The organism is Corallococcus sp. CA054B, from assembly GCF_003611625.1.
GTDB lineage: Bacteria > Myxococcota > Myxococcia > Myxococcales > Myxococcaceae > Corallococcus > Corallococcus coralloides.
Genome location: NZ_RAVY01000331.1, coordinates 1 through 5,544, shown reverse-complemented (window position 1 = coordinate 5,544; position 5,544 = coordinate 1). Strand labels below are relative to the sequence as shown.

Below are 5,544 nucleotides of genomic sequence, written 5' to 3'. Positions count from 1 at the left end.
GAGGCGAGCAGCAGCGCAACGGGGAGCATCGTGGTTCCTTGGGTGAGGCAGGTGCGGCAGCGGACCTGCAAGGGAGCGTGAAAGGGCCGGCTCCCTTTCCGGCGCGGACTTCTTAGCGCCGTGGGACAGGGAGCGTCTTCACCTTCTAGGCTCGAAATGCGGTCCCTTCCTGGACCCGGTACGTGAGGACCCGCCCTTGAGGCCCACCCTGCTCGCGCTGCTGTTCGTGTTGGTGTCCTGTCCCGCCGTCGCCACCGCGGCCCAGAAGGTCACCGTTCCCGTGGATGTGGGCGTGGGGCCGGCGGTGTTCGTGTTCTCCGGTCCCATCGCGGACGACCAGCTGCTGCACACGGGGCTGAAGCTGTCGGTGGACGCGGTGCTGGACAAGGAGTGGCTGCGCAAGAACCAGCGCGCCATCCCCGCGCGCTACCGGAAGCAGGCGAAGCAGATGGACGAGCTCCGCATCTCGCCGTCCATCTTCATCCCGGACTCGTTCATCATCTCGCCGAAGTACCGCGACACGGGGATGTACGGCGTGACGTTCAAGCCGCTGGGGCTGGGGGTGCCGCTGTCGTCCAGTCCGGTGCGCTTCAAGCTGGGCGTGGGGCTGGTGTTGACGTACGCGTACATCTTCTCCGACACGCTGCCAGACACGCACTTCCTGCGGCCCGGGGCGAGCCTGGGCGCGGACCTGGAGTTCCAGCTGGCGAAGAGCTTCCTCGTCAGTGTGGGCTGGGAGTCCACGTTCTACGTGCCGCAGGAGCTGGGCCGGCTGGGGCTGCCGGACTCGCTGGGGGACGGCATCTTCCACGTGGGGCAGGCGTACCTGCAGCTGCATTTCCGGTTCCCGTACACCACGACGCTGTAGTGCTCGCGTGAGGGCGGGGCGCGTGTCTAGCGTGCCCGGCACCATGTCACTCGTCCTCGCCACCGACGCACAGAAGGCGCAGCGCGACGCCGTCACCCATGCCGCGTGGGGTTCGCCCCTGAGCGTGCCTCAGTACCAGGAGCGCGAAGCGCGGCTGCGCGCGCACCCGTGGAGCCGCGAGGGCATGAACACGTGGCTGTGGCTGGCGGACGACGGCCGGGTGCTGGCGTCGTGCGAGACCTTCCATACGGACAGCTTCCTGCGGGGCGCGGACGGACAGCTGACGCAAGGGGACAGCTACGGCATCGCCAGCGTGTTCACGGAGGAGCACCTGCGCGGACGGGGACACGCCACGCGGTTGATGGACGCCGTCGCCGCGGAGCTGGAGCAGGTGGCGCCGCGGCCGCACTCGGTGGTCCTGTTCTCCGACGTCGGGGCGCCGCTGTATCGCCGGTCGGGCTACGTGGAGGTGCCCGCGTGGGACTGGCACCTGGACGCGGCGGATGCACCGGGGGGGCGGCCCGTGGACGGAGGCCTCCAGGAGACGGACGTGGCGGGGGCGCTCGCGCGGATGCGCCAGCCGGACGTGCCCTTCTTCCTGTGGCCCAGCGCCGCGCAGGTGGACTGGCACCTGGAGCGGGAGCGCATCTACGCGGACCTGCTCGCCCGGCCCCGGCCCCGGTCGTGCGGCGCGGTGGTGGGCGACTCCACCGCGCTTTGGACGATGAACGCGCGCTACGGCGAGCTGGTGGTGCTGATGCTGGATGCGCGGGACGCCTCCGCGGCGGAGACGCTGCTCACGGAGGCGCGCCGCGTGGCGCACCAGGCAGGGCTCAAGCGCGTGGTGTGGTGGGAGGAGCCCGCGACGGCGTCACTGCTTGGCGGGGTCCCCGGCGCGGTGCGCGTGCAGCGGGACGGGTCGCTGCCCATGCTGCGGCCGCTGCGCCCGGGGCTGCCCCCCGCGCCGGAGGTCCCCTTCCCTCGCGCCCTGTGGCTGTGAGCTTCGCGGCCAGGGCGGCGGTCTGGCTTCCTACCGCCGGCCTGGTGGGAACGGAGGCGCCTGCCTCCACCCGGATGTGTCAGGCGGCGACAGGTCCCCTAGGATGGGCCCATGGCCGAGCGAAGGCGCATCATCGAGGGCACCTGGAACTGCACATCCTGCGGCGCCAGGAACATCCCCGCCCGTCACAAGAACTGCCCCTCCTGCAACAACCCGCGGGAGCTGACCGGCAAGGAGTCCGAGTTCGACTTCGGTGACGTGGACGCGGCCTCCGGCAAGTCCACCCGCGAAGGCGTCACGGATGACCAGGCCCTGGAGATGGCCGGCGCTGGCGAGGACTGGTTCTGCGCCTACTGCGGCGCCGCGAACAGGGGCGACGGCAAGCGCTGCCGGCAGTGCTCCGCCGAACGGGGCTCGGATGCGAAGGCCGCGCCGCTCGCGGACCTGGGCCCCAAGGTGCCCCCCAAGCCCGCGCCCAAGCCCCGCCGCTTCGGGAAGGTGGCGCTCATCGTCGTGGGCATCCTGAGTTCGTGCTGCCTGGGCACCTGCGCGGTGGGCATCTGGGGCAACATGAAGCATGAGCTCAAGGGCGAGGTGGTGGCCACGAACTGGCGCCGCGCGCTGGTGCAGGAGCGCTTCGTCCCGGAGACACGCACGGGCTGGCGGGACGAGCTGAGCACCACCTCGCCGCGCATGCCGGTGAACGGCGCGGGCGAGGTCGCGGGCGTGACGAACATCCGCGACTGCGTGTCCCGCCAGCGCGGCACCCGCCGGGTGGCGGACGGCACCCAGCGCGTCTGCCGGACGAAGACGCGCAAGGTGGCCTGTGGCACCGAGGAGAAGTGCACCCGACGCGACAAGGGCAACGGCTTCGCCGAAGAGGTCTGTCACGACGTGACGAAGTACTGCAACGAGTCCTACGAGGACTGCGACACGGAGACGCGCTACCGCAACGAGCCCGTCTACGCGCAGCAGTGCTCCTACGACACGTACGTGTGGAAGCCGGTGGACACGCGCGAGCTCAAGGGCACGGAGGGGCCGCCGCGCTGGCCGGAGCTCACCGCCGGGACGAACGAGCGGGTGCGTCGCGAGGAGGACTACACCGTGCTCGTGCGCTACGACGACGACGGCGTGAAGCAGCACGAGGTGAAGCCCACGCGCGAGGACGAGTTCGTCGCGTGGAAGAAGGGACAGGGCGTCACGCTCACCGTGACGAACCTGGGCAAGGTGGAGCAGGCCGTCCGCCGCTGAAGCAGCACCGCCTGAGGAGTCTCATGGAGTGCACCTGCTGTGGCGCCTGCTGCGTGGCGCCGGACATCGCCGCGCTGGACAAGCCACTGGGGCTGAGGTGCCCGCACCTGGGCGCGGACAACCTGTGCACCGTGTACGAGCGGCGGCCCCAGGTGTGCCGGGACTACGCGGCGGACGAGGTGTGCCGCCGCATCGAGGCCCCCACGTTGGAAGAACGCGTGAACAACTACCTGGCGCTGTTCCAGCTCACCGCGGAGGCGGAGGCCGTGCGCAAGTCCGGCTGCGCCTCCATGCGGATGGCGCGCGCCATCCGGGAGCGGAAGTGAACTTCCAACCCACCGAGCCGTTCGTTCCCGCGCCGGGCCTTCGCGGCGCGCATGCGCAGACCATCTACGCGTCGCTCGTGCGCCCCACGCGCGTGCCGCCCCTGCGCCGGGAGCGGCGGGACCTGCCGGACGGGGACTTCGTCGACCTGGACACCTTCGACGGGCCCAAGGGCGCGCCGCACGTGGTGGTGCTGCACGGCCTGGAGGGGTCCTCCCAGGCGGGCTACGTCACGGAGGTGCTGCGGGGCGCGGCGAAGCGCGGCTGGGGCGCCACGGCGATCAACTTCCGCTCGTGCAGCGGGGAGCCGAACCGGCTGGCCCGGGCGTACCACTCCGGAGACACGGCGGACACGCTGCTGGTGATGGCGGACGTGCGCGAGCGCATCACCGGGCCGATGCTCGCGGTGGGCTTCTCCCTGGGCGCCAACGTGCTGTGCCGGCTGCTGGAGGAGACGGGCGATCAGGCGCCCGTGGTGGCCGCCGCGTCCATCAGCGCGCCGTATGACCTGGACGCGTGCTGCCGCAAGCTGGATGGCGGCAGCGGCTACCACTGGCTCTACCGCGAGCGGTTCCTGCGCACGCTCAAGAGCAAGGCCCGCGCGAAGTTGCAGCGCTTCCCGGGCGCGTTCGACGGGACGCGCATGGAGGCGGCGCGCACCATCCGGGGCTATGACGACGTGGTCACCGGGCCGCTGCATGGCTTCCGGGACGCGGAGCACTACTACCGGGAGGCGTCGTCGGGGCCCAGGCTCGCGGACATCCGCCGGCCCACGCTGCTCTTGAGCTCCGCGGATGATCCGATGCTGGAGGCGCCGGTGATTCCGCCTTCCGCGCGGGACAACCCGTTCCTCAGCGTGGTGCTGACCGAGCAGGGTGGCCACGTGGGCTTCGTCGCGGGCCGCGTGCATCGCCCGTACTTCTGGGCGGAGGCGCAGGCGCTCACGTTCTTCGAGCGGGTGCTCGCCCGCTGATCAACCGAAGAAGAAGGTGAGGCCGAGTTTTCCGGACGGCTGCACCTTGCGCATCATCCACGACTGCGTCTCCACGGGAGACAGCGAGTCGCGGAAGGGCTCGTCCAGCTTCTGGAGGCTGGGGACGTCCATCTCCATGAAGCTCATGCCGCCGCGCACGAAGAAGCTGAGGCGCCGGGTGGCGTTGAACTCCAGGCCCACGTGCGTGCTGATGTACGTGTAGCCCACGCGCTCCATGGAGGAGGTGGGCAGCTGCGTGCTGTCCGCCAGCCGCCGGTTCAGCGTCTTCGTGCTCGCGGCCTGCGCGTGTCCGAACTCCCATGAGAACGAGGGAGAGACCTTGCCCTTCAGCGGGAGCAGCGTGAGTCCCGCTCGCAAGGCGCCTCGCAGGCCGTTGTGCGCGCCGCCGAGGTGGATCCGCAGGTGCTGTGAAGGCCGGAGGACGCCGGAGAGTCCCGCGCCTTCGGGCATGCCCGCGTCGAGCATCAGACCGAAGGGCGCCAGCCGCTCCGGATCATTCATGCGGCGGCGGCCTTCGCCCTGCTGTGCCTGAACCTGCGGCAACTGCCCCTGCGGTGCTGTCTGGGCAATGGCCGTGTGGGCCGCCAGGACCGCTACCGCCGCGGTGACGATGGACACCGCTCCCATGAGGATTCTCCCCGTTCCAGACATCGCGGCCACGCGCGATGAGATTTGCGAGGTACGCCGGATCCCGGGAGCACCTGCTCTCCGAGACCCGGCTGCGTGTTGCTCCCCCCGACCCGCCACCCACTCCCGCCACTGCCACACGTCCGGTGCTGACTGTCGCGTCGCCTCGATGCCGCCGCCGGCTGGATCGCGAAGCTCTCGCACCGCCACGTCTTTGATTCACGGCCCTTCACATCTCCCGTCCGGCGACCACGGCTGCCTTTGCCGGACTCCCCCAAACTGCGCACTGCTCCGTCCCGCCGCCCAGCCCCGTCCCGCGACCTGCCTGCTGCCTTGCTCGACCGCGCTGCCTGCTGCCCCCCGGTGCCGCGCGATGCGAGGTGATGCGCAACTGCCCTGATCCGCCGTGCTGCTTGTGCTGCGTGCTGCCCCGTCCCGCCCGTCCTGCCCCGTACTGCGCGCTGCGTACTGCGTCCCCCT

6 protein-coding genes are annotated in these 5,544 nt (G+C 70.8%); 5 read left to right on the top strand and 1 reads right to left on the bottom strand.

Annotation, left to right across the window (positions count from 1 at the left end; all coding sequences use genetic code 11):
• Positions 1-196 precede the first annotated feature (196 nt).
• The 5 genes from D7V80_RS40010 (at position 197) to D7V80_RS39990 (ending at position 4,416) form a co-directional block, all read left to right on the top strand.
• Entirely contained in the window at positions 197-868 is a 672-nt protein-coding gene (locus D7V80_RS40010) for a hypothetical protein (RefSeq protein ID WP_120593022.1), read from the top strand.
• Between the two features lie 43 nt (positions 869-911).
• On the top strand, positions 912-1,868 hold the full coding sequence (locus tag D7V80_RS40005) for a GNAT family N-acetyltransferase (RefSeq protein WP_120593021.1): 957 nt from the start codon (positions 912-914) through the stop codon (positions 1,866-1,868).
• 111 nt (positions 1,869-1,979) lie between these two features.
• The gene (locus D7V80_RS40000; protein WP_120593020.1) at positions 1,980-3,119 is read left to right on the top strand and encodes a hypothetical protein; all 1,140 of its coding nucleotides are present in this window, start codon (positions 1,980-1,982) and stop codon (positions 3,117-3,119) included.
• A gap of 23 nt (positions 3,120-3,142) precedes the next feature.
• Complete coding sequence (locus D7V80_RS39995) at positions 3,143-3,445, top strand: YkgJ family cysteine cluster protein (RefSeq protein WP_120593019.1); 303 nt, start codon at positions 3,143-3,145, stop codon at positions 3,443-3,445.
• Entirely contained in the window at positions 3,442-4,416 is a 975-nt protein-coding gene (locus tag D7V80_RS39990) for a hydrolase (protein ID WP_120593018.1), read from the top strand. The genes D7V80_RS39995 and D7V80_RS39990 overlap by 4 nt, the downstream gene beginning before the upstream one ends.
• On the opposite strand, the gene D7V80_RS39985 is transcribed toward D7V80_RS39990, so the two are convergent.
• Complete coding sequence (locus D7V80_RS39985; protein WP_120593017.1) at positions 4,417-5,064, bottom strand: hypothetical protein; 648 nt, start codon at positions 5,062-5,064, stop codon at positions 4,417-4,419.
• Positions 5,065-5,544 lie beyond the last annotated feature (480 nt).

Bases quoted from the DNA above. Each gene is read 5' to 3' on its own strand.
- D7V80_RS40000 (WP_120593020.1), top strand. From the start codon at position 1,980: ATGGCCGAGCGAAGGCGCATCATCGAGGGCACCTGGAACTGCACATCC.
- D7V80_RS39985 (WP_120593017.1), bottom strand. From the start codon at position 5,064: ATGGGAGCGGTGTCCATCGTCACCGCGGCGGTAGCGGTCCTGGCGGCC.
- D7V80_RS40005 (WP_120593021.1), top strand. From the start codon at position 912: ATGTCACTCGTCCTCGCCACCGACGCACAGAAGGCGCAGCGCGACGCC.
- D7V80_RS39995 (WP_120593019.1), top strand. From the start codon at position 3,143: ATGGAGTGCACCTGCTGTGGCGCCTGCTGCGTGGCGCCGGACATCGCC.